The organism is Streptomyces sp. NPDC058864 (genome assembly GCF_042742985.1).
GTDB lineage: Bacteria > Actinomycetota > Actinomycetes > Streptomycetales > Streptomycetaceae > Actinacidiphila.
This window is the reverse complement of sequence record NZ_JBHYMQ010000015.1, coordinates 120,031-141,334: the sequence shown is the minus strand read 5'-3', so window position 1 is coordinate 141,334 and position 21,304 is coordinate 120,031. Positions and strand designations below refer to the sequence as shown.

At 72.6% G+C, this 21,304-nt stretch carries 21 protein-coding genes; 7 read left to right on the top strand and 14 right to left on the bottom strand.

From position 1 onward, the window contains the following. Positions 1-10: 10 nt before the first annotated feature. Together ACFW3D_RS14795 and ACFW3D_RS14790 are read left to right on the top strand one after the other, a co-directional pair. The gene (locus tag ACFW3D_RS14795; protein WP_500504512.1) at positions 11-1,258 is read left to right on the top strand and encodes an MFS transporter; all 1,248 of its coding nucleotides are present in this window, start codon (positions 11-13) and stop codon (positions 1,256-1,258) included. Positions 1,259-1,551: 293 nt separating this feature from the next. Beyond that, the gene (locus ACFW3D_RS14790; RefSeq protein WP_500504511.1) at positions 1,552-2,298 is read left to right on the top strand and encodes a maleylpyruvate isomerase family mycothiol-dependent enzyme; all 747 of its coding nucleotides are present in this window, start codon (positions 1,552-1,554) and stop codon (positions 2,296-2,298) included. A 111-nt stretch (positions 2,299-2,409) separates the two neighbouring features. On the opposite strand, the gene ACFW3D_RS14785 is transcribed toward ACFW3D_RS14790, so the two are convergent. Further along, on the bottom strand, positions 2,410-2,805 hold the full coding sequence (locus ACFW3D_RS14785; RefSeq protein WP_500504510.1) for a MarR family winged helix-turn-helix transcriptional regulator: 396 nt from the start codon (positions 2,803-2,805) through the stop codon (positions 2,410-2,412). A gap of 87 nt (positions 2,806-2,892) precedes the next feature. On the opposite strand from ACFW3D_RS14785, the gene ACFW3D_RS14780 reads away from it, so the two are divergent. Continuing rightward, on the top strand, positions 2,893-4,389 hold the full coding sequence (locus ACFW3D_RS14780; RefSeq protein WP_500504540.1) for an MFS transporter: 1,497 nt from the start codon (positions 2,893-2,895) through the stop codon (positions 4,387-4,389). 54 nt (positions 4,390-4,443) lie between these two features. On the opposite strand, the gene ACFW3D_RS14775 is transcribed toward ACFW3D_RS14780, so the two are convergent. Genes ACFW3D_RS14775 through ACFW3D_RS14765 form a run of 3 tightly spaced genes read right to left on the bottom strand, consistent with a single transcriptional unit; the run spans position 4,444 to position 7,155 of the window. Continuing rightward, positions 4,444-5,109: a response regulator gene (locus ACFW3D_RS14775; protein ID WP_500504509.1), complete on the bottom strand. Its 666-nt coding sequence runs from the start codon at positions 5,107-5,109 to the stop codon at positions 4,444-4,446. Next, positions 5,106-6,374 carry a sensor histidine kinase gene (locus tag ACFW3D_RS14770; RefSeq protein ID WP_500504508.1) on the bottom strand — a complete coding sequence of 423 codons (1,269 nt, stop codon included), beginning with the start codon at positions 6,372-6,374 and terminating at the stop codon, positions 5,106-5,108. The genes ACFW3D_RS14775 and ACFW3D_RS14770 overlap by 4 nt, the downstream gene beginning before the upstream one ends. Before the next feature lie 58 nt (positions 6,375-6,432). Continuing rightward, on the bottom strand, positions 6,433-7,155 hold the full coding sequence (locus ACFW3D_RS14765) for a TetR/AcrR family transcriptional regulator (RefSeq protein WP_500504507.1): 723 nt from the start codon (positions 7,153-7,155) through the stop codon (positions 6,433-6,435). Between the two features lie 149 nt (positions 7,156-7,304). Between ACFW3D_RS14765 and ACFW3D_RS14760 the strand changes: the two genes are divergently transcribed. Then, a complete protein-coding gene (locus ACFW3D_RS14760) occupies positions 7,305-7,763 on the top strand; it encodes a nitroreductase family deazaflavin-dependent oxidoreductase (protein WP_500504506.1) in 459 nt (152 codons plus the stop codon). Here ACFW3D_RS14760 and ACFW3D_RS14755 read toward each other — a convergent pair. Further along, complete coding sequence (locus ACFW3D_RS14755; RefSeq protein ID WP_500504505.1) at positions 7,756-8,409, bottom strand: DUF4230 domain-containing protein; 654 nt, start codon at positions 8,407-8,409, stop codon at positions 7,756-7,758. The genes ACFW3D_RS14760 and ACFW3D_RS14755 overlap by 8 nt on opposite strands. A gap of 76 nt (positions 8,410-8,485) precedes the next feature. Further along, positions 8,486-9,715, bottom strand: a complete 1,230-nt coding sequence (locus ACFW3D_RS14750) for a geranylgeranyl reductase family protein (RefSeq protein WP_500504504.1) — start codon at positions 9,713-9,715, stop codon at positions 8,486-8,488. Between the two features lie 156 nt (positions 9,716-9,871). On the opposite strand from ACFW3D_RS14750, the gene ACFW3D_RS14745 reads away from it, so the two are divergent. Further along, complete coding sequence (locus tag ACFW3D_RS14745; protein WP_500504503.1) at positions 9,872-11,230, top strand: dipeptidase; 1,359 nt, start codon at positions 9,872-9,874, stop codon at positions 11,228-11,230. Between the two features lie 37 nt (positions 11,231-11,267). On the opposite strand, the gene ACFW3D_RS14740 is transcribed toward ACFW3D_RS14745, so the two are convergent. The 5 genes from ACFW3D_RS14740 to ACFW3D_RS14720 all read right to left on the bottom strand — a co-directional run bounded on the left by ACFW3D_RS14740 (position 11,268) and on the right by ACFW3D_RS14720 (position 17,663). After that, positions 11,268-12,308, bottom strand: coding sequence for an NUDIX hydrolase (locus tag ACFW3D_RS14740; protein WP_500504502.1), 1,041 nt, complete (start codon positions 12,306-12,308; stop codon positions 11,268-11,270). Between the two features lie 121 nt (positions 12,309-12,429). Then, entirely contained in the window at positions 12,430-13,368 is a 939-nt protein-coding gene (locus ACFW3D_RS14735) for a carbohydrate ABC transporter permease (RefSeq protein WP_500504501.1), read from the bottom strand. Then, positions 13,365-14,279 carry a carbohydrate ABC transporter permease gene (locus tag ACFW3D_RS14730; protein WP_500504500.1) on the bottom strand — a complete coding sequence of 305 codons (915 nt, stop codon included), beginning with the start codon at positions 14,277-14,279 and terminating at the stop codon, positions 13,365-13,367. Before ACFW3D_RS14730 ends, ACFW3D_RS14735 begins: the two co-directional genes overlap by 4 nt. 77 nt (positions 14,280-14,356) lie before the next feature. Further along, entirely contained in the window at positions 14,357-15,622 is a 1,266-nt protein-coding gene (locus ACFW3D_RS14725; protein ID WP_500504539.1) for an ABC transporter substrate-binding protein, read from the bottom strand. A gap of 1,033 nt (positions 15,623-16,655) precedes the next feature. Next, on the bottom strand, positions 16,656-17,663 hold the full coding sequence (locus ACFW3D_RS14720; protein WP_500504499.1) for an ROK family protein: 1,008 nt from the start codon (positions 17,661-17,663) through the stop codon (positions 16,656-16,658). An 86-nt stretch (positions 17,664-17,749) separates the two neighbouring features. Between ACFW3D_RS14720 and ACFW3D_RS14715 the strand changes: the two genes are divergently transcribed. Continuing rightward, positions 17,750-18,736 carry a LacI family DNA-binding transcriptional regulator gene (locus ACFW3D_RS14715; RefSeq protein ID WP_500504538.1) on the top strand — a complete coding sequence of 329 codons (987 nt, stop codon included), beginning with the start codon at positions 17,750-17,752 and terminating at the stop codon, positions 18,734-18,736. 15 nt (positions 18,737-18,751) lie between these two features. Here the strand turns inward: ACFW3D_RS14715 and ACFW3D_RS14710 are convergent, their stop codons facing one another. Then, entirely contained in the window at positions 18,752-19,090 is a 339-nt protein-coding gene (locus ACFW3D_RS14710) for a hypothetical protein (protein WP_500504498.1), read from the bottom strand. Continuing rightward, positions 19,080-19,568, bottom strand: a complete 489-nt coding sequence (locus ACFW3D_RS14705) for a hypothetical protein (RefSeq protein ID WP_500504497.1) — start codon at positions 19,566-19,568, stop codon at positions 19,080-19,082. The genes ACFW3D_RS14710 and ACFW3D_RS14705 overlap by 11 nt, the downstream gene beginning before the upstream one ends. An 87-nt stretch (positions 19,569-19,655) precedes the next feature. Between ACFW3D_RS14705 and ACFW3D_RS14700 the strand changes: the two genes are divergently transcribed. After that, positions 19,656-20,639, top strand: a complete 984-nt coding sequence (locus tag ACFW3D_RS14700) for an acetylxylan esterase (protein WP_500504496.1) — start codon at positions 19,656-19,658, stop codon at positions 20,637-20,639. 24 nt (positions 20,640-20,663) lie between these two features. Here the strand turns inward: ACFW3D_RS14700 and ACFW3D_RS14695 are convergent, their stop codons facing one another. Next, on the bottom strand, positions 20,664-21,074 hold the full coding sequence (locus tag ACFW3D_RS14695; RefSeq protein WP_500504495.1) for a Fur family transcriptional regulator: 411 nt from the start codon (positions 21,072-21,074) through the stop codon (positions 20,664-20,666). Positions 21,075-21,304 lie beyond the last annotated feature (230 nt).

Sequence of the window (21,304 nt, the reverse complement as noted above, 5' to 3'; positions counted from 1 at the left end):
TTCTCACTTTGTGCCGAGCCTAAACAAAATACGGAGCGTACTCGACCGGCAAGATCGCGCAAGTCCGCAGATCCCGTTGCGGCGCCTTCGTGTCGCCCTCACCGCGTTCTTCGCCCTCGACGGATTCGTCTTCGCCGGCTGGGTCGTTCGGATCCCCGCCGTCAAGGAGCAGGTCGGCGCCTCCGCGGGGGCGCTCGGTCTCGCACTGCTCGGCGTGTCGGCGGGGGCGGTCGTCACCATGATCCCCAGCGGGCGGCTGTGCCGGCGCTTCGGGGCCCGGCAGGTGACCGTCGCCACCGGCGCCGTCCTGTCACTGAGCGTCGCGCTGCCGCCGTTCACCCACTCCCCCCTCGCCCTGGGTCTCGTGCTGCTCCTGCTCGGCGTGGGCTTCGGCGGCATGAACGTCGCGATGAACAGCGTCGCCGTCGACCTGGTGGCCGCACTGCGGCGCCCCATCATGCCCGGTTTCCACGCGGCGTACAGCCTGGGCGGTCTGGTCGGGGCAGGTATCGGCGGACCGCTGGCGGCGCGGCTGACACCGACCCAGCACCTCGTGGGCGTGGCCCTGTTCGGGCTCCTGGCAACCGTGCTCCTCGCGCGGCTCCTGCTCCGGGGCGCGATCCCCCCTCCCGCGGAGCACACGGGTCCTGCGGATGTCCCGGCCGTCGACGGGCAGCGCGCGCCCGGCACCGCGCGTCCCGGCGGCGCCCGGCGGATGGTGGCCGTCTTCGGGCTGATCGCCCTGTGCACCGCCTACGGCGAGGGAGCGCTCGCCGAATGGGGTCCGCTCCATCTGCAGGAGGACCTGCACACCGGTCCGGCCCTCGCGGCCGCCGGATACGCCGCCGTCGCCCTCGCGATGACCGTCGGACGTCTCTCCGGCACCGCCCTCCTGCTGCGCCTCGGCCCGACCCGGGCGGTGGTGGTGGGGGGGCTGACGGCATGCGCCGGGATGCTGCTGGGGGCGTTCGGTCCCGCGGTCTGGCTCGTCCTGACCGGCTTCGCACTCACCGGACTCGGGCTGGCCAACGTCTTCCCCGTCGCCATCGGCCGGGCCGGTGCGCTCGGTGGCCCCAGTGGTGTGGCCACCGCCTCCACCCTGGGGTACGCGGGTTTCCTGCTCGGGCCGCCCACCATCGGCTTCCTCGCCGACGCCTACGGGTTGCCGGTCGCGCTGACCACGGTCGCCGCACTGACGGCGGTGGCCGCCGTGGTCGCGCACACGACCCGGCATGCGTCCGCGGCCGCCGGAGTCTGACCCGTCACATCCCGGTTCCCCGGGCGGCGCCTTGCCGGTCGCCCGGAAGCCGGAGGAGCCGTGCCGATCCCCCGAGCGCTCCCGGACCGCGGCCCGGTCGGTGCTCCGGGAGCGCGTTCGTCCCGCACACGGATACGACACCGTCCGGAGTGCGGCGCGGCCCCCCGACGCCGCCCGTGGCCGGGGTGGTTGGCCGCCCGCTCGGGCTGGTCGCCCGGGCCCCACCACCGGGATCGCCACACGCACCGAGCCAATGCTGCCCGGCTGTCGGTGCCGGCTGCCACAATCGCGTCATGGAGACAGCCGAGTTCACCGAGGTGCTGCGACGCGACGGCGGGCTGCTCGCCGACGCGGCGGAAGCGGCCGGGCTCGACGCCGAGGTGCCGTCCTGCCCCGGCTGGCGCGTGCGCGAACTGGTGCGCCATCAGGGGGCCGTGCACCGCTGGGCGACCCGTTACGTCGCGGAGGGACGCCGGCAGCCGGAGCCCATCGAGGCCGAGGCCCCGGAGGACGACACCTCGCTGCTCCCCTGGTTCCGCGAGGGCCACGGGCTGCTGGTCTCGGCCCTCGAGGCGGCGCCCGCAGACCTGGAGTGCTGGCACTTCCTCAAGGCCCCCTCCCCGCGCGCCTTCTGGGCGCGGCGCCAGGCCCACGAGACGGCGATCCACCGGGTCGACGCGGAACTCGCCCTGGGCCGGGCCCCGTCCCCTGTGGAACCGGGGTTCGCTGCCGACGGCGTCGACGAGTTGCTCGCGGGTTTCCACATACGGCCGCGGAGCCGGGTCCGCAGCGGGACGCCCAGGACGCTCCGGGTGCGCACGACGGACACCGACGCCGCGCGGGACGACTGGCTCGCGCGCCTGTCGGCCGATCCTCCGGTCGTCGAGCGGGCCGCGCCCGGCGAGGCGGACTGCACGGTGAGCGGCACCGCCGAGGAGCTCTACCTCACCCTCTGGAACCGGGGCGAGTACGAGAAGCTGCAGGTGACGGGTGACGGCTCCGTGATCGACCTGTGGCGGCGCACCTCCGCGATCCACTGATCCGGCGCTTCCCGCGAGACGGAGCCACGGGCCACCGCTCGACAACTTCACATGCCGGCGTCCGCGACGCCGCACATCCGGCGCGGCAGCGCACCCGACGCCGGGCGGCGCTCAGCCCTGGCCGAGGATCCGCTCCAGGACGGCCCGCTGCACGGGCTTGGCCTCCTCGTGGCGCGCCCGGCCGGCATCGGTCAGCGCGACCCGCACCCCGCGCCGGTCCTCACTGCAGATGCCGCGGCTGACGAGGCCATCCTTCTCCAGCCGGCCGACCAGCCGGGAGAGCGCGCTCTGGCTCAGGTGCACGCGGTCCGCGAGCTCCTGGACGCGGTAGGTGCATCCGCCCTCGTCCGGGTTGCCCTCGGCCAGCAGGTCGAGCACCTCGAAGTCGCTCGCGCCTAGCCCGTGCGGGTTCAGCTCACGGTCGAGTTCGCACGCGGTGCGCGCGTGCAGGGAGAGGACCTCACGCCACCGCTCCACGAGCACATGCTCACTCTTCACGCCGGTCATGGCCGCAGGATAGCAGAAAATCAACATTAGATGTACGCACATTAAATGCGCTTGCATCTGATGCACGTGCATGTAGTCTTCGTCGACATGACCTCTCCGCACACCGCCGTCCCCGCCTCCGACGGGCGCTGGAGCGCCCGTCAGTGGGGCACCCTGCTGGTGCTCTGCGCCGCGCTCTTCCTCGACGCCCTGGACGTCTCGATGGTCGGCGTGGCCCTCCCGTCCATCGCGGACGACCTCGACCTGTCCACCTCGTCGCTGCAGTGGGTCGTCAGCGGCTACATCCTCGGTTACGGCGGCCTGCTGCTGCTCGGCGGCCGCGCCGCCGACCTGCTCGGCCGGCGCCGGGTCTTCCTCGTCGCGCTCGCCGTGTTCGCCGCCGCCTCCCTGCTCGGCGGACTCGTCGACTCCGGTGAACTCCTCATCGCCAGCCGCTTCATCAAGGGCCTGAGCGCCGCGTTCACCGCCCCGGCGGGCCTGTCCATCATCACCACGACCTTCGCCGAGGGACCGGTCCGCAACCGTGCCCTCAGCATCTACACCACCTGCGGCGCGACCGGCTTCTCCATGGGCCTGGTCCTGTCCGGACTGCTCACCGAGGTGGGCTGGCGCTGGACGATGCTGCTGCCCGCGCCCGTCGCCGTCCTGGCCCTCGTGGCCGGCATCCGGCTGATCCCGACGAGCCCCCGCGAGCGGCACTCCGGCCGCGGCTACGACCTGCCCGGCGCCCTCACCGGTACCGGTGCGATGCTGCTACTGGTCTTCACCGTCGTACAGGCCCCCGAAGCGGGCTGGAGCTCGGCCCGAACCCTGCTCTCCTTCGCCGCCGTCGCCGTCCTGCTGGCCGCCTTCGCCGTGATCGAACACCGCAGCAGCCACCCCCTCATCCGGCTGGGCGTCCTGCGCTCGTCGCACCAGATCCGCGCCAACCTGGGCGGCGCCGCCTTCTTCGGCTCCTACGTGGGTTTCCAGTTCCTCGTGACCCAGTACATGCAGTCACTGCTGGGCTGGTCGGCACTGCAGACCGCGCTGGCCTTCCTGCCCGCGGGCGCGCTGGTGGCGATCGCCTCCACACGTATCGGTCCACTGGTGGACCGCTTCGGAACGCCGCGGGTGATCGCCACCGGGTTCACCCTGCTGTTCCTGGGCTACGTGCTCTTCCTGCGCGTCGACCTCACCCCGAGCTTCGCCGCGGTGATCCTGCCGTCCATGCTGCTGCTCGGCGCCGCGTGCGCGCTGGTCTTCCCGTCGCTCAACATCCAGGCCACCAACGGGGTGCGCGACGAGGAGCAGGGCATGGTCTCCGGCCTGCTCAACACCTCCTTCCAGGTGGGCGGCGCCATCTTCCTCGCGGTCGTCACCGCGGCGATCACCGCCGGGTCCGGCGACGGGGCCCCGGCCTCCCCGCAGGCCGTGCTCGACAGCTACCGGCCCGGCCTGGTCGTGGTCAGCGCGATCGCCCTCGCCGGGCTGCTGATCACCCTCACGGGGCTGCGGCGCAGGGTGTCGTACGGAATCGTGGTCGCCTCCTCCGACGGCCTCACGCCGGCGGACGAGGAGCGCAGGGTCACGGTGCGGGACTGACCGGCCCGCGGTCCGGGGCCCGCGCGGACCACGGTCCGCGCGGGCCCTTTCCGCTCAGCCGAGCCAACCGGGCCGCACCAGGCCGGACTCGTAGGCGAGGACGACGAGTTGGGCCCGGTCCCGGGCACCGAGCTTCACCATCGTGCGGCTGACGTGCGTCTTGGCGGTGAGCGGACTCACCACGAGGCGGCGCGCGATCTCCTCGTTGGACAGGCCGATCCCGACCAAGGCCATCACCTCGCGCTCGCGCTCGGTGAGCCGTTCCAGTTCGGCCGCGGCCGAGGGTTCCTTGGACCGGGCGGCGAACTCGGCGATGAGCCGCCGGGTCACGCCGGGCGACAGCAGCGCGTCGCCGTCCACCACCGCCCGTACGGCACGCACCAGTTCCTCCGGCTCGGTGTCCTTGACCAGGAAGCCCGAAGCGCCCGCCCGGATGGCCTCGAAGACGTACTCGTCGAGCTCGAACGTGGTGAGGATGACGACCTTGACCCCGCTCAGCGCGGCGTCCTCGGTGATCCGCCGGGTGGCCTCGAGACCGTCCATGACCGGCATGCGGATGTCCATCAGCACCGCGTCCGGTGCGAGTTCGCGGACCAGGCGCAGCGCCTGGGCGCCGTCGGACGCCTCCCCCACGACCTCGATGTCGGGCTGGGCGTCCAGCAGGGCGGCGAAGCCCGCGCGCACCAGGAGCTGGTCGTCGGCGAGCAGTACCCGGGTCATGGGCTCTCCTTGTCGGGGACGGGCGCCGCCGCGGCGCCGGCGGTGAGCGGCAGGAGCGCCAGGACGCGGAATCCGCCGTCGGCGCGCGGTCCTGCCTCGACGGTGCCGCCGAGCGCCGCCGCCCGTTCGCGCATGCCGAGCAGCCCGTTGCCACTGCCACCGGAGTCATGCGCGTGGCCGGTGCCGATGGTGGCGGGACCGTCGTCGTCGACCTGCAACTCGACCGCGTCTCTGCGGCGGGTGATGCGGACGCGGGCGGTGCGGGAGCCGGAGTGGCGGATGACGTTGGTCAGCGCCTCCTGGACGATACGGAAGGCCGCGAGGTCCACGCCGGGCGGCAGGCCGCCGGCACGCCCCTCGCGAGTGATGTCGACGGCCAGGCCCGCGCCTGCGGCCTGTTCGAGCAGTTCGGGCAGCCGGTCCAGGCCCGGGGCGGGCGAACGGGGCGCCTCCCCGGGGCCGCGCAGCGTGCCGAGCACCTGACGGACCTCGCCGAGCGCCTCCTTGCTGGCCGCCTTGATGGTGGTCAGGGCCTGCCTGGCCTGTTCGGGGCGCTCGTCCATGAGGGCGAGGGCCACGCCCGCCTGCACGTTGATGACGGAGATGCTGTGGGCCAGCACGTCGTGCAGCTCGCGGGCGATGCGCAGCCGTTCCTCGTCGGCGCGGCGCCGCTCGGCCTCGGCCCGCTCCCGCCGCTCTCTGACGAACTGCTCCCTGCGCAACCGCCACAGCTCCGCGACGGCGAGGATCGCCAGCAGCCAGGCGGCGGCCGCCGACACCTGGCCCCACGAGGCGGCCTCGTCCCCCGCGGGCGGCAGCCGGCGGTACAGCCACATGGTGATGAGCAGGTAGGCCGTGTACAGGGCGCCCGCGATGATCAGGACGGCTCTGCGGCGTCCTGCGGCGACGGCTGTGAAGAAGGCGGCGACGATGCTCAGGAAGACCGGCCCGTACGGGTATCCGGCGGCGACATACGCGAGCGTCACGGCCGAGACCGCGGCCGCCACGGCGACGGGCGCGCGGTTGCGCCACAGGAGCAGGACGGGTCCGGCGAGCAGGAGCGCGTACCCGAAGTGGCCGAGGGGGACCCGGCCGGCCGCGTTGTGCGCGGCGGCCGTGCTGCCGACCAGCTGGATGACGGCGATGACCAGTGACGAGACCCACGGGTGGCGCGGGCGCTCGGCGCCGTGGCCGCGGTCGGGGCCGGTGCGGCGCCACGGCGGGCTCCACGTCGGGCGGCCCCCCGGTGTCACGTCGTCGGTCATGCGGCCACGCTAGACCGGGGCGCGGCGGGCCGGCGTCCGGTCGGCGGGGTGATCGTGTCTACTCCCCCTGGAGTACGTGCCCGCGGCGCAGCCCCGTCTGGTGCGCGAGGCCCGCGACGGCGTGGTCGAAGAAGTCGTCGCGCGCCTCGACCACGTTGTTGAACTGGCCGAACACCTCGAAGCTCACGAGTCCGAAGAGCTGTGCCCAGGCGGCCACGAAGGCCGGGATCACCGGTGGCGGCAGGTCGCCGTCCAGGTCCTTGCTGAGCCGCCAGGCGTCGGCGTGGACGGCCTCGGACAGCGGGGCGCCGGCCGGGTGCACGGCGAGGGCTCCGGCGGTGTGGGCCTCCTCGGCCACGGCGAGGAGTGCGAGCCCGACCCGGGACGCGGGTCCGATCGTGTCGAGCGGGGCGGAGTATCCGGGCACGGGAGAGCCGTAGATGAGGGCGTACTCGTGCGGATGGCCGAGGGCCCAGCGGCGCACCGCCCGGCAGACCTCGGTCCAGCGTTCCACGGGGTCGGTGCCGCCGGCACGGGCCAGGGCCTCCTCGGCGGCGGCGCCGACGGCGTCGTAGGCGTCGACGATCAGGGCGGTGAGCAGCTCGTCCCGGCTCGGGAAGTAGCGGTAGAGCGCGGAGGAGACCATGCCCAGCTCCCGCGCGACGGCGCGCAGCGAGAGCCTCGAGGCGCCCTCGTCGGCGAGCTGCCGGCGCGCCTCTTCCTTGATGGCCGCGGTCACTTCGTCGCGGGCCCGTTCCCTGGCGGTTCGGATGACGCTCATGGGATCAGTGTAGGCGCGGATGGAGCGACGACCAACAACGAGAGCGGTGCTCTTGCCAGGGAGCACAAAGACGTGCACACTGTTCTCAAGCGAGAGCACCGCTCACGAACGCTCCCGCCCAACGGCCAGCGCATCACGGAGGAGTCCTCATGTCCGAGCACGTCATCAAGCCCGGCTGGTTCACGATCAACGTCTTCAACCGCGCGGTGGCGTGGCTGACCCGTCGCGGTCTCAGCGTGTGGGGCTCGCGCGTGCTGGCCGTGCGGGGCCGCAAGAGCGGGGAGTGGCGGCGCACCCCGGTCAACCTGCTGGTGGTGAACGGGGAGCGCTACCTCGTGGCGCCCCGCGGGCACGTCCAGTGGACGCACAACATGCGGGCCGCCGGCGGCGGTCGGCTGCTACTGGGCAAGCGGACCGAGGAGTTCAGCGCGACCGAGGTCGCGGACGACGCCAAGCCCGAGGTGCTGCGGGCCTACCTCAAGCGCTGGAAGGCCGAGGTCGGCGTGTTCTTCGGCGGTGTGGGGGCGGACTCCACCGACGAAGAACTGCGCGCCATAGCCCACAAGCACCCGGTCTTCCGCATCACCGGCCTGCGGCCCGTCAGCTGAAGCGGACCTCCACCTTCTCGAACCCCAGCGAGATCAGGAGCCGTTCCAGCATGGCCCGGGTGTTGGTCTCCGCGCGCTTGGCCAGTTCGGTGGACTCGGCCGCCTTCTGGATCTTCTTCGCCGCGAGTTGCTGGACCTGCTGTTCGTCCCCGGGGTGAGAGGAGAAGAAGTCCCCGAGCCGGTCGAAGAAGCCGCGCTCCTGCGCGACCACGTAGGAACGGTCGGGGTCCAACGAGGTCCGCTCCAGGCGGGCATGGGGCAGGACGAGGACCGCGGAGGTCCGGTCCTCGGAGACGGTGACGCCCTTCGGGCCCACGTCACCGAGGTCCACGTAGGCGTCGACGCTGCCGGCCCCCACGTAGAGCGTGCGCCTGCCACGCACGGCATCGGGAAGGAACTTGGCGTCCTTCTCCAGGTCCACCACGACCTGGAAATCACCGCTCGCCCCCTCGAAGCGGTTCATGTCCTGGATCGCCTTGAGCACCACGGGACCGGTGCGGTCCTTGGTCTCCTCGGCGAAGGGGTTGGGCAGACCCGGTATCAGGTCGGCGCGTGCGACCAGAAACAGAAGTCCGCCGAGCACAACGAGCCCGGTGAGCGTACGCACCCACCACGGCAGCCTTCCGTCTTCGTTCCTCAAGGGCATGACGAGGACACCTCCCACAAAGTTGTCTGCCCCTCAACTCCCCCTTTATGGCGTGTCGGAGGGTCCCATCGCAAGATCAGCCGCGGTCGAAGGACTCCAGCGCGCGACGGGCCAGCGGATGGCTGCGGACGAGCTCTGCGAGCGAGGTGGAACCACGGGTGATCTTGGCGAAGGCGTTCCACGCCGGAGGGAGGGTGGTGAGTGCGGCGTGCAGCAGACCGGGGCGCTTCTCGAAGACGCCGAGCATGCGGCGGCCGACGCCCATCTCGACGCCGAGGCCGGCCTTGACGGCGAAGGCGTAGTTCAGGGCCTGGCGACGTGCGTCCACCGCGTCGTGCGCCTCGGCGATCCGCACCGCCCACTCCCCCGCCAGGCGGCCGGACCGCAGCGCGAAGGAGATGCCCTCGCGGGTCCACGGCTCCAGCAGGCCCGCCGCGTCGCCGCACACCAGCACGCGGCCGCGGGAAAGCGGGGAGTCATCGGCGCGGCAGCGGGTGAGGTGGCCGGAGGAGATGCTCGGCTCGAAGCCGGCCAGACCGAGCCGGCCGACGAAGTCCTCCAGATAGCGCTTGGTGGCGGCGCCGTCGCCGCGCGCCGAGATGACGCCCACGGTCAGGGTGTCGCCCTTGGGGAAGACCCAGCCGTAACTGCCGGGCAGCGGGCCCCAGTCGATGAGCACCCGCCCCGCCCAGTCCTCGGCGACCTCCGCGGGGACGGGGATCTCGGCCTCGAGCCCCAGGTCCACCTGGGCCATCTTGACGCCGACGTGCGCGCCTATCCGGCTGGCCGAGCCGTCGGCGCCGACCACCGCGCGGGCGAGGATCGTCTCGCCGTCGTTCAGGACCACCGCGACGGTCCGCCGGTCCGGGACGGAGGTGCCGTGCTGCTCGACCCGGGAGACCGAGGCCCCGGTCCGCAGCTGCGCGCCCGCGTCGACGGCCGCGTCCACCAGCCGGGCGTCGAACTCGGGCCGGTTGATCAGCCCGAAGAGCATCTGCCGCGAACGGCGGGTCCGGCTGAGCCGGCCGTTGAGGCTGAAGGTCACCGCGTGCACCCGGTCGCGCAGCGGGAGCTCGAAGCCCGGCGGCAGCGCGTCGCGGGAGGGCCCGATGATGCCCCCGCCGCAGGTCTTGTAGCGCGGCAGTTCGGCCTTCTCCAGCAGGAGCACGCGGCGTCCCGCACTCGCCGCGGCGTAGGCCGCGGAGGCCCCGGCCGGTCCGGCACCCACCACGACGACGTCCCATACCGCTGTGCCGTCGACGCCGTCCGCCGAACCGCCGTCCTGCGCCTGGTACTCGCTGCTCACGTGTGCTTCCGCTCCCGTTCGACCCGCCGACTGCCGTCGCCCCTGCTCAGCCGCATACTAATCCGCGGGGTGAGCGAGGCTGCCTGTGGCACCATCGATCACGACCACCAGTCCACGAACATCGCGTTCGACCTGTCCCACCCATCAGGAGCGCCCATGTCTGCCGCACCACTCGCCGCAACCGTCGCCGCACTGATGCCGCGGGCCCGGACCGAGCTGGCCGAGCTGGTGTCGTACCGCTCGGTGGCGGACCCGCGGCAGTTCCCCAAGAGCGAGTGCGAGCGGGCCGCCTCCTGGATCGCCGACGCGCTGCAGGCGGAGGGCTTCGAGGACGTCGCCCTGCTGGACACCCCGGACGGCACCCAGTCGGTGTACGGCTACCTGCCCGGCCCGGAGGGGGCGCCCACCGTGCTGCTGTACGCGCACTACGACGTGCAGCCGCCGCTGGACGAGGCCGGCTGGCTGTCGCCGCCGTTCGAGCTCACCGAGCGCGACGGCCGCTGGTACGGGCGCGGCGCGGCCGACTGCAAGGGCGGCCTGATCATGCACCTCACCGCGCTGCGCGCACTGCGCGAGAACGGTGGGGTCCCGGTCAGCGTGAAGATCATCGCCGAGGGGTCGGAGGAACAGGGCACCGGCGGCCTGGAGCGCTACGCGGAGGAGCACCCCGAGCTGCTCGCCGCGGACGCCATCGTCATCGGCGACTCCGGCAACTTCCGCGTCGGCCTGCCGACGGTCACGGCGACCCTGCGCGGCATGGCGCTGGTCGACGTCAAGGTGACCACCCTGGAGGGCAATCTGCACTCCGGCCAGTTCGGCGGCGCCGCGCCGGACGCGCTGGCCGCCCTGGTCCGCGTCCTGCACACCCTCCACGACGACTCCGGCGCCTCCACGGTGACCGGTCTCACCGCTGACGCGGCCTGGGACGGGCTGCAGTACGACGAGGGGAACTTCCGCGCCGACGCCAAGGTGCTCGACGGCGTGGAGCTGATGGGCACCGGCACGGTCGCCGACCGCCTCTGGGCGCGCCCGTCGGTCACCGTCATCGGCATCGACGCCCCTCCGGTGGTCGGCGCCACGCCGTCCGTGCAGGCCACCGCGGGCGCGAAGGTCAGCCTGCGGGTCCCGCCGGGCGTGGACGCCCAGCAGGCGGCCAAGCTGCTCATCGCCCACCTGGAGGCGGCCGCCCCCTGGGGGGCCCGCGTCGAGGTCACCCAGGTCGGCAGCGGCCAGCCGTTCCGCGCGGACACCTCCAGCCCGGCGTACGCCTCCATGGCGGAGGCCATGCACGCCGCGTACGGCACGGAGATGGAGATCGCCGGCATGGGCGGGTCCATCCCGCTCTGCAACACCCTGGCGACGCTCTACCCCGAGTCCGAGATCCTGCTGATCGGCCTGAGCGAGCCCGAGGCCCAGATCCACGCGGTGAACGAGAGCGTCTCCCCCGAGGAGCTGGAGAAGCTCTCGCTCACCGAGGCCCTCTTCCTGCAGAAGTACGCCGCCAAGGCGCTCTGAGCCCGGTGGGCGGCCGCCCGGAGGCGCCCGCCCCCGCTCAGCCGCCCACCGGCACCCCGGCCTCCAGGTTGAGCACGGTGGCCCGCTCGCGCGCGCGCAGCGCCCAGCACAGCCGGGTGTGCCGGACGGGCGGCAGCATGGAGGCGGCCTCGTCCTCCGTGGCGAAGCGCCAGCCCCGCAGTTCGGCGCCGGGCAGCAGCAGGCGCTCGGCGTCGGCCGCGGGCAGCCGCCCGCCGTCGAACAGCAGCCGCAGACCGCCGTACCCGGGCGGCAGCGGCGGCTCCCAGTCGACGACCAGGAGCCGGGGCACCGCGGGGAGCCGCAGGCCCAGTTCCTCGGCGACCTCCCGCATGCCGGCCCGGGCGGGCGGTTCACCGGGCTCGACGACCCCTCCGGGGAACTCCCAGCCGGGTTTGTAGGTCGGGTCGACCAGCAGCACCCGGTCGTCCTCGTCGAAGAGCAGCACGCCCGCCGCCAGGGTCTCGGCGGTGGGCTCCGGGGTCTGCACGATGTCGCAGGAACCCGCGCCCTCCCGTATCGCCTCGGCGATCCGCTCTGCCGCCGTACGGGGGGCGATCCCCGCGGTGTCGACGACGTGGGCGTCCGCCGTGAGCCAGGGCAGTGCCTCCTGGTAGGCCGGCAGGTGGTCCAGGCACCAGGTGCGGATGCCCGCACTGGCCTCGGCGTCGCCCGGGATCTCGGCGCGCTGGTCGATCCGCTCGCGCAGAACCGTTTCCTCAGCGTGCAGCAGCACATGCCGCACGGTGATCCGGCGGGCCGCCAGCCCGCCGAAGATCTCGTCCCGGTACTCCTGCCGGAGCAGGGTCATCGGCACGACCAGCGGTCCCCCGCCCACCTCGGCGAGCAGCGCGGCGGCGGTGTCGACGACCAGCCGCCGCCACGCGGGCAGTTCCTGGTAGTCGGAGACCTCGCCCAGCCGCTTCTCCGGGAGCATCAGCCGCAGCCCGCTGCCGATGAGTTCCGGATCGTAGAGCACGCTGCCCGGCAGCAGGTCGAGCAGTTCGCGTGCCGCAGTGGTCTTCCCCGCGCCGAACGTGCCGTTGAGCCAGACGATCACGGTGCCCCCTCTTCCGTAGCCCGGTAGCCCCCTACGAATTGCCCGGATCATCGGCGTCGGCAAACGCGCAGACCCGGCCATCGGCGCATACCGGTGGCTTCGGCACCCGGGAACACGGTGGTCAGCCCTTGTTGGCCCCCAGGGTCAGTCCGGCGATGAACTGCCGCTGCAGCAGCATGAACACCAGCACGGTCGGCAGCGCCACGAGCACCGAACCGGCCGCCAGCAGGTTGTAGTCGGTGAAGAACTGGCCCCGCAGGTTGTTCAGCGCCGAGGTGACCGGCAGTTTGTCACCGTCGGAGATGAAGACCAGGGCCCACAGGAAGTCGTTGTACATCCAGGTGAACTGCAGCGTGGCCAGCGCCGCGAGGGCAGGCCGGCACAGCGGGAGGGTGATCCGCCAGTACTGCGTCCACACCCCGGCGCCGTCCACGACCGCGGCCTCCAGGATCTCCAGCGGCAGCGTCCGCATGTAGTTGGCCAGCACGAAGACGCAGAAGCCGATCTGGAAGGCGACCTGGACGGAGATGACGGCCCAGTAGGAGTCGTACGCCGACATCGAGTCGGACATCCAGTACGGCAGCGGGATCCGGTTGAACAGCACGTACAGCGGCGTCACGATCACCTGCTGCGGCAGCAGGTTGCCCGCGGTGAACATGATCAGCAGGAAGACCCGTCCTCGCAGCCGCAGCCTGGCGATCGCGAAGGCCGTGAAGGACGCGAGGAACAGCGTGAGCAGCACCCCCGGCACGGCGATGACCAGGGAGTTGAGGAAGTACCTGCTCATCCCCGAGTCGGAGAAGGCCTGCCGGTAGTAGTCCAGGGACAGATGGTGCGGCAGCGAGAAGTAGCCGTCCCGGGCCGTCTCCTCGTACGGCCGGAGGGAGGCGTAGACGGCCAGCAGCAGCGGCGCCAGGAAGGCGAGCGACACGACGGCCAGGAAGGCGTGCAGACCCAGCCGGGCGGGACGCACCCGGCGCGGCGCCCGGCCCGCGGGAGCCGGCGGCCGGGACCGCTCGGGCCGCTCCCCGGCGGGTCGTGCGGTGGCGGCGACGGTCATGACTTCCTCTCCTCGCGCAGCTCCTGCACCAGGTACGTGACGATGAAGCCCAGGGAGACGGTGAGCAGGACGACCGCGATGGCCGAGCCGTAGCCGATCCGGCTCGCCTCGCCGATGATGTTGTCCGTGACCAGCACGCTCAGCAGTTCCAGCCCATTGCGGCCCTTGTTGACGGCGTAGACGATGTCGAAGGCCCGCAGCGCCTCGATGACGGTGATGACGCCGACGATGACGTTCACCGGCCGCAGGGTCGGCAGCACGACCCGGAAGAAGGTCTGCACCTCGCCGGCGCCGTCGATCGCCGCGGCCTCCTTCAGCGAGGTGTCCACGGACTTCAGCCCGGCCAGGTAGAGGATCATGACGTAGCCGGTGTGCCGCCAGCCCGCCGCCAGCAGGACCATCCAGATGTTCAGGGACGGGTCGCCCAGCCAGTCGGTGGGGTCGTCGGTGCCGCCCAGGACGGCGTTGAGGGCGCCCTGGTCGCGTGAGAAGACCAGTTGCGCGATGAAGCCGACGATCGCCAGCGAGAGCACGACCGGCAGGTAGAGCGTGCTCTGGTAGAAGCGGCCGAAGCGGATCCGTCTGTCGAGCAGGACGGCCAGGAAGAGCCCGAAGGGCGTGGCGACCAGGCCCAGGAAGGCCAGCCAGAGCAGGTTGTGCCGCACGGCGGGCCAGAACGGCGGGTAGTCGGTGAAGAGCGAGTCGTAGTTCTTCAGCCCCACCCACCTGACGTCCCCGATGCCGTCCCACGAGGTGAGGGACAGGCCCACGGAGGCCAGCGTCGGTCCCCAGATCAGGACCACGTCGAGCAGGACGGGAATCCCCAGCAGCACGCCGACGACGGCGAGGTCACGGGAGGTCAGCCTCCGCGGTCCCCGCCGCCGGGCGCGCCGCGCGTCGTTCTGCGGCACAGGTGCCCTCCTCGCCTTCGGTCGGTGTCGTGCCGGCCCGGTCCTTCCCCGCGCCCGGTCCTTCCCCGCGCCCGGCTCTACTCCGAGGCGAAGATGTCCTTCTTCTGCGACTCGATCCGGCGCAGCAGTCCGTCGATGTCGTCCGGCTCGCTGATGAAGCTCTGGATCGCCTGGATCATGACGGTGGAGGCGAAGTCCGGCCGCGTGTCGCGGTCCAGGAACTGGGAGATGTTCCTGGCGCCCGAGACGAGTTCGACGGCCTTCTTCTGCAACGGTGTGTACGAGGAGGTGTCGGCACCGTCGTTGACCGCGACGTTGTTCGGGTCGCTTGCCAGGTACGCCTCTTCGGCGGCCGGGGTGGCGAGGAAGGTGAGCAGGTCCTCGGCCCCCTCCTCGTCGCGCGCCTTGCGCGACATCAGGAATCCGTCGATCGGCGCCTCGACGGTGTCCTGCCCGAACTGCGGGTCGATCTCCGGGAACGGGAAGAAGTCGAGGTCGTCCCGGTCGGCCTCGGGGAACTGCTGGCCCGGGTGGGGCAGCCCGAAGACCGCCATGCCGGTCTTCTTCTGCGCCAGGCTCTGCGCCGCCTCCTGCCAGGTGCGGCCGTTGGCCCCCTTGTCGTGGAAGGGCATCAGTCCGCGCCAAAGGTCGAAGACCTGCTTGACCTTGGGGTCGGTCCAGGACTCCTCGCCCGCCATCAGGGAGACGTGGAACTCGTAGCCGTTCGCCCGTACGTTCAGGTAGTCGAAGGTGCCCATCGCGGGCCAGCCGTCCTTGTCGCCGAAGGCGAAGGGGACGATGCCGTCCTTCTGCATCCGCCCGGCCAGCGCGCGGTACTCGTCGAAGGTCTTCGGGACCTCGTAGCCGTGCTCCTGGAAGACGCTCTTCCGGTGGAAGACGGCCCAGGGGTAGTAGTACAGCGGGACGAAGTACTGCTTGCCGTCCTGGCCCGTGGACTGGGCCTTCAGCGCGTCCGAGAACCCGTCGAAGCCCTTCCACAGGTCACTGATGTCGGACAGCAGGCCCTTCTGCGCGAAGAACTGCATGCGGTACCCGGCGAACCACATGAACACGTCGTCCGGGTGGCCCTGCAGGTAGCGGTTGATGTTCTCCTGGAAGGTGTTGTGGTCGACGGTGTTGACCTTGACCTTCTTCTTGGACTTCTTCTCGTAGGCGGCGAAGACGTCCGCGTACGCCTTGCGGGGCACCGCGTCCGAGGCGTTGGAGCCGAGCGTGATCGCACCGCCGCCCCCCGGTCCGCCGCCGCACGCGGCGAGCAGGGAGGGGAGGGTGACCGCTCCGGCCCCGAGGGCGGCGCCGCGCAGCAGGGTGCGGCGGGAGATGCGGTGCGCTGCTGTCTCTGCGTCGTTGCGGGCGGCGGTGCCGCTGGTCGATGTCTGCGCCATGTGCTGCTCCTCAGAGGGTGCAACTGAACACATCCGAACGCGAGCGTTGCGATCCCACTCCCATGACCCGGGCATGTCAAGGGTGCTGACGAGATATCGAACAATTGTTATGGGCCTTCCAACAATCCCCAACAGCACCCAACGTGAACGCCCGCACCGTTGAGCACATGACGGTCCCTCACCCCACGACGCGGCGGGTCAGCCGGTTCGGTACGTCGGCCACCCAGGCGCCATCGTGCGCGCGGGGCGGACCTGGCCGTAACCGTGCGTCGGTGCCGTCCGAGGAGCGCGCCCGGTCGGTGCGGGCGGTCGAGGGCCGCGAGGCGATCGGCCGCCGCTTCGCCGCCGCGGCAGGCACGGGGCTGCGGCTGCGGCTGCGGCTGCGGCTGCGCGTGACCGGGCCCGGTCGTCCACGACACCGGCGACCCCGAGGTCGTGATCGCCGAGTTCGACCACGAGATCCGCGCCGCTGGGGGCGACAGGGACCCACCTCGGCGCCACCGTGCAGGTCGTCCGGTCCGCGACGGCCTCGTCGACGCCTCCCGCGACCACCACGACCACGCGGCACTCGCCGAGGCGGCGAGAGGGCACCGACCGGGCACCTGACGAGCGGCGGGCGGCGTGCGGCCGGCGGATGGGCCAGGTCCCCGTCGAGCCCGTACGACCCACCAGGGACATGGACCCGACCCGCTCCCGGTCCCGCGGAAAGCGCACCTGCAGCGCGACGACGGTCCCGTCGCACTGTCCGGCATGACGACGCCCATCCGGGTGACACCGGGGTGCAGGGAGACCGGCTTCACGGCCACCCGCGACACCGCCGTGGCGCGGACGCCCGGACCGGGCCCCACGCTCGGCCCCGGGGGCCGAGCAGGCCGGCAAACGGGCCCCGCCCACCGGGCCCTGACGGGGCCCGTCGGAGAGCGGGCGAACGGAGGGCCCCCTCCGCAGGCTCCCCTCCGCAGGCTCCTGGCTAGGCGCCGGTCGCGAAGGCCTCCAGCCGCAGCGCCTGCGCCGCGGCGGCCGCCGCGCCGACCAGGCCCGCGTCGGTGCCGAGCACCGCGGGGACGACCTTCACCCCGGACGCGAACGACAGCGTGGCGTAGCGGCGCATGTGCGCGCGGAGGGGCTCCAAGAGCAGCGGGCCCGCGCCCGCGACACCCCCGCCGATCACGGCCAGGTCGATCTCCACCAGGGTGGCCGTCGCGGCGATGCCCGCGGCCAGTGCCTGAGCCGCGCGGTCGTACGAGGCGAGGGCGAGGGGGTCGCCCTCGCGGGCGGCCCTGGCGACGGCGGCGGCGTCGGACTCCTCGCCGTGGGCCGGACGCCAGCCGGACTCCAGGGCGCGCCGGACGATGTTCGGCCCGCTGGCCAGACGCTCGACGCAGCCGCGGCTCCCGCAGGGGCACACGTCCCCGTCCAGGTCCACGCTGATGTGGCCGATGTGCCCGGCGTTGCCGGTCGGGCCGGGGTGGAGCTTGCCGCCGAGGACGAGACCGCCGCCGACGCCGGTCGACACGACCATGCACAGCGCGTTGTCGTGCCCGCGGGCCGCGCCCTGCCAGTGCTCGGCCGCGGTGATCGCGATGCCGTCGCCGGTGAGCACGACCGGCAGCCCGCCGACCCGCTCGCCGACCTGGGCGACCACCGGGAAGTCCCGCCAGCCGGCGATGTTGACCGGGCTCACCGTGCCGCGCGAGGCGTCGATCGGCCCCGCGCTGCCGATGCCCACCGCGACCACTCGCGGCCAGCCCGCGGACTCCCGCAGCCCGGCCAGCACCTCCGCGAGCGATCCCATCACCGTCGCCGCGTCCCGGTCGGCCGGTGTCGGGCGCTGCACACGTACGAGCAACTCGCCGCGGGCGTCCACCAGGGCACCCGCGATCTTGGTGCCGCCGATGTCCACGGCGGCGATCAGCGGACCCGCACCGGCGGCACCCGACGGCGGGACGATGGACTCGGCAGAGCTCTCGAACGGCATGGGCGTAGTGTCGCCCTTTGTTGACAACGTTGTCCAGCCCATAGGATCACGGCGTGACCGATATTCCGCGCACCGCCCGCCCCACCATGAAGGATGTCGCGGCCCGGGCCGGTGTCGGCCTGAAGACGGTGTCGCGTGTCGTCAACGAGGAACCGGGCGTCACCGAGGACACGATCTCGCGTGTCCAGGCGGCCATCGACGCCCTCGGATTCCGCCGCAACGACAGCGCGCGGCTGCTCCGCAAGGGCCGTACGGCCAGCATCGGGCTGGTCCTCGAGGACCTCGCCGACCCCTTCTACTCCCCGCTCAGCCGGGCCGTCGAGGACCTGGCACGGGCGCACTCGACGCTGCTGTTCACCGGATCGAGCGCCGAGGACGCCGACCGCGAGCAGGAACTGGCGCTCGCCTTCTGCGCCCGGCGTGTCGACGGGCTGGTCATCGTGCCCGCCAGCGAGGACCACCGCTACCTCGAACCGGAGATCGCGGCCGGCGTCGCGACCGTCTTCGTCGACCGCCCGGCGGGCGGCATCGACGCGGACGTGGTACTCAGCGACAACGCCGGAGGCACCCGCGAGGGGGTCGCCCACCTCATCGCCCACGGGCACCGGCGGATCGGCTTCATCGGCGACCTCCCCCGCATCCACACCGCCGCCGAGCGACTGCGGGGCTACCGGGAGGCGATGGACGCCGCCGGGCTCGCCGTGCACGAGGGCTGGGTCTCCTGCGGGCCGACGGCCCCCGGCCGGGTCCGCGCCGCCGTGGAGTCCATGCTCAGCGGTCCCGAGCCGGTCACCGCCCTGTTCGCCGGCAACAACCGGATCACCGTGACCGCGGTGCGGGTCCTCGCCGACCTGCCCAGCGTGGTCGCCCTCGTCGGTTTCGACGACTTCGAGCTCGCTGACCTGCTGCGTCCCGCGGTCACCGTCGTCGCCCAGGACCCCGGGCAGCTCGGACGCACCGCGGCCGGCCTGCTCTTCCAGCGGCTCGACGGCGTCGCGGGCGCCCCCAAGCGGGTCGAGCTCCCCTGCCGGCTGATCCCGCGCGGCTCGGGCGAGCTTCCGCCCGTGCCGTAGCGGCGCGGCAGGGGATCAGGACGGCTCCTCCACGACGAGCCCGCAGGCGAAGCCGAAGGACTCCAGGGCGCGGCGCCGCGCGGGGTCCGGCTCGGCCGCGGCCAGGTCGTCGAGCACCCGCAGGAACCGGGCGCGCTCCCGGGGCGGCAGTGCGCCGAGCACCCACCCGGCGTGCTCCGCCGTCCGCACGGCGACGTCAGGGGCGACCTCGTCGTCCCCGCAGGTGTCGAGGGAGTGGACGACGTCCACGACGATGCCGGCGAGTACGGGCACGAGCGGGTCGGTGTCCGTCGCCGGGGCGCCGTGGCCGGCCGGGTGGCGCGGGCTGGCCGTGCCCGGCCCGTCAGCAGGCATGTGCCATGGCGGTGAAGGTCAGCGAGGTGAAGGACCCCGGCCCGCCGTCGTACGCGGCCGTCACCGTCCATCCGCCCTTTCCGAGGTTGACGTACGTACCACCGCCGGGGCTGTTCTCCCGGCGCCACTCCGTCCACCCGTGCTCGCGCAGGACCGCCGTCACGGCGGCGTACTCCCTCTCGCCCGCTCCCTCGGCGGCCGCCCAGGCAAGCATGCACTGCTCGCTGGGCCGGTCGGACTCCTTGTCGGTGGTCACGGTCAAGCCCATCACGGTGTACTGCGACCTGTGCACGCCGGCCTGCTCCGCCGCCGCGTCGAGCTCCGCCTCGACCGCGCTGCGGCTCAGCGGAACCGCCGTGACGGGCACGGCACTTCCCGGTCCGGCCGCGAGAGCGGCGAGCACGGTGACGGCACCCGCCCTGAGCATGGCGCGCGTCACCGGCGAGCGGGGCGCCGGTTCCCGGCCGATCTCCTCCACGACGACACCATCCCATGCGGGACCGACAACGCGCAGACCCCGGACGACCGTTGACAGCCCGTCCCGTGAAACGATTCGATACCGGTCATGCCGCTCACCGACCTGCCGCTGGACGAACTGCGCCGCTATGCCCCGCAGATCCCCGAGCCGGGGGACTTCGACGCCTTCTGGGCCAAGACGCTGACCGCCGCCCGCGAAGCGGGCACCGAACCGGCGGAGTACCGCAGGGTCGACTCGCCGCTGGCCACGGTCGAGGTGTTCGACGTGCGCTTCCCCGGCTGGGGAGGCCAGCCGGTCGCGGCCTGGCTGCTGCTGCCGCGCGGTGCGGCCGGGCCGCTGCCCGGGGTCGTCACGTACATCGGCTACGGCGGCGGGCGCGGACTGCACCACGAGAACCTGCTGTGGAGCGCCGCCGGCTACGCCCACCTGGTGGTCGACTCCCGCGGCCAGGGCCACGACACACCCGACCCAGACCCCACGCCCGGTCCGCAGTACGTCGGCGGGTTCATGACCCGCGGCGCGGAGGACCCCGAGCACTACTACTACCGCCGCCTGATGACGGACTGCGTGCGCGCCGTGGACGCGCTGGGCGCGCACCCGGCCGTCGACGCGAGCCGGGTCGTCGTCTCCGGCGGCAGCCAGGGCGGCGGGCTCGCCCTCGCGGTGGCCGGGCTGGCCCGCGAGGCCGTCGCGGCGGCCCTGGTCGACGTGCCGTTCCTCTGCCACTTCCGGCGGGGCGCCGAGACCGCCGCCGAGGGCCCGTACCCGGAGCTCGCCCAGTACCTCGGCGTACACCGGCGCATCGACCCCGAACGGCTCTTCGGCACCCTGGACTACTTCGACGGCGTCCACTTCGCGCCGCGCGCCACTGCGCCCGCGCTGTTCAGCGTGGGCCTGATGGACCCCGTGTGCCCGCCGTCGACGGTGTTCGCCGCGTACAACCGCTACGCGGGGCCCAAGGACATCACGGTGTGGCGGTTCGGGGACCACGGCGGCGGACGCGACTCGCAGCCGTACGAGCAGATGCTGTGGCTGCGCGGTCTCGGACTCGACCCCGCCGCGGACCGGTAGCCGCCGCTCCTCCGGGTGACGCGCTCAGGCGCAGGACGGGCACAGGCCGCGGTAGGTGACCTCGGCCCCGGAGAGCGTGAAGCCGAAGCGTTCCGCGTCCGGCAGGTCGGCCAGCGGGTCACCGGTCGGGTGGACGTCGCGGACGGTGCCGCAGCCCGAGCACACCAGGTGCTGGTGCGGACGGTGGGCGTTGGGGTCGTAGCGCTTGGCGCGGCCGTCGGTGGAGACCTCCATGACCTCGCCGAGGGAGACCAGTTCGCCCAGGGTGTTGTAGACGGTCGCCCGGGAGATCTCGGGCAGCAGCCGGGCGGCGCGGGCGTGCACCTCGTCGGCCGTGAGGTGCACGTGGTCGCCGTCGAGGACCTCCGCGACGACACGCCGCTGGGACGTCATGCGCCAGCCGCGCCCGCGCAGTCGCTCCAGCAGGTCGCTCATGTCTGCTCACCCATTCAGCTCGGTGGACGTCCGGAATTCACCCCGTGGACGCGTCCGGGTTCTGATTGCATATGGAATTGACGCTCTTCTTGACTTGGACTGTGTCCATCGTAGGATCGGTTCCGGCGCCAGCCAAGGGACAGGAAGACTCCAGTACGGCAGAAGAGAGAGACGTGACGGGACCACCGCCGAGCAGCCGCGCGGTGCCGCCTGGAAGTTACGGGCACCCG